Raw genomic sequence first — 1,599 nt, 5'->3', positions numbered from 1 at the left:
TCGCTGTTTTCCCCCAACTTTACCCCCTGTGTCATCGTTTGTAGGTGGTGCGTGCGGGGGGGCGGCCGCGCGGCGGTCGTCGGCGTACGCCCTCCCGCTCGACCTCGGCGGACGAGCGGGCTGCGGCCTGCGCTACTCTTGAACGTCGCCGCTGTCGCACCGCGCTGACCGTGCGCGCCCGAGGGCGGCGACGGCCGCATTTTCCCAGCTCCAAGCCCCAGGAAGTGACATGCCTCCGAAGAAGAAGCTCGTCAAGACGTTCACGCTTCAGCTGCCGGCGGGCCAGGCCACGCCGGCGCCGCCGGTCGGCCCCGCGCTCGGCCAGCACGGCGTGAACATCATGGAGTTCTGCAAGTCCTACAACGCGCAGACTGAGTCCCAGCGGGGCGACATCGTCCCCGCCGAGATCAGCGTGTTCGAGGACCGGTCCTTCAGCTTCGTGCTGAAGACCCCGCCTGCCGCCCGGCTGCTGATCAAGGCCGCCGGTGTGCAGAAGGGCTCGGGCGTCCCGCAGGCCGAGAAGGTCGGCTCGGTGAGCCGCGCCCAGCTGCGTGAGATCGCCGAGAAGAAGATGGCCGACCTCAACGCCAACGACCTGGACCAGGCCGAGAAGATCATCGCCGGCACCGCCCGGTCGATGGGCATCACCGTCAGCGACTGACGTTCGGCCTCGCCGACGACCCGACCGTGGGAGGGCCCGCGCCGAGCGGCCCGCCAGAGACCACAGGAGTAATCAGCAATGCAGCGCAGCAAGAGCTACCGCAAGGCCGCCGACGTCATCGACCGGTCGAAGCTCTACACCCCCTCCGAGGCCGTGAAGCTGGCCAAGGAGACCACCAACGTCAAGTTCGACGCCACGGTCGAGGTCGCCATGCGCCTCGGCGTCGACCCCCGCAAGGCGGACCAGATGGTCCGCGGCACGGTCAACCTGCCGCACGGCACCGGTAAGACCGCCCGCGTGATCGTGTTCGCCGGTGGCGCGAAGGCCGAAGAGGCCGCCGCGGCGGGTGCGGACGAGGTGGGCACCGACGAGCTGGTCGCCCGCATCCAGGGTGGTTGGCTCGACTTCGACGCGGCGATCGCCACGCCGGACCAGATGGCCAAGATCGGCCGGATCGCGCGGATCCTGGGCCCGCGCGGTCTCATGCCGAACCCGAAGACCGGCACGGTGACCATGGACGTCACCAAGGCGGTGCAGGACATCAAGGGCGGCAAGATCACCTTCCGGGTGGACAAGCACTCCAACCTGCACCTGATCATCGGCAAGGCCTCCTTCACGGAGACCCAGCTGGTGGACAACTACGCGGCGGTGCTCGACGAGGTGCTGCGTGCCAAGCCGTCCGCGGCCAAGGGCAAGTACCTCCGCAAGGTCATCCTCACCACCACCATGGGCCCGGGTGTTCCGGTCGACCCGAACCTGGTGAAGAACCTCCGTGAGGACCAGGCCGAGGCCTGAGCCGACAAAGCTCGCTCGTACCGGGGCGCCGCCACGATCGGGGCCGGGCCCCCCGGCCGCGGGGGGGGGGGTAACGCGCGCGCAAAGCGCGGGGGGAGAAGGGGGTGGGGGTGAAAGCGCCGGGTGCCGGGGTGGTGGCGGGC

The 1,599-nt window shown here is 69.7% G+C and carries 2 protein-coding genes; both read left to right on the top strand.

Annotated elements, in window-relative coordinates; all coding sequences use genetic code 11:
* The first annotated feature begins 229 nt into the window (after nt 1–229).
* Nucleotides 230–661, top strand: a complete 432-nt coding sequence (gene rplK / locus AB0B97_RS17200; RefSeq protein WP_007465329.1) for a 50S ribosomal protein L11 — start codon at nt 230–232, stop codon at nt 659–661.
* A 78-nt stretch (nt 662–739) separates the two neighbouring features.
* A complete protein-coding gene (rplA, locus tag AB0B97_RS17195) occupies nt 740–1,456 on the top strand; it encodes a 50S ribosomal protein L1 (protein WP_234583444.1) in 717 nt (238 codons plus the stop codon).
* Nucleotides 1,457–1,599 lie beyond the last annotated feature (143 nt).

This window comes from Micromonospora sp. NPDC049004 (genome assembly GCF_040649315.1).
Classification (GTDB): Bacteria; Actinomycetota; Actinomycetes; order Mycobacteriales; family Micromonosporaceae; genus Micromonospora.
Note: the sequence above shows the minus strand (reverse complement) of the source record. Positions and strands in the feature narration are given on the sequence as shown.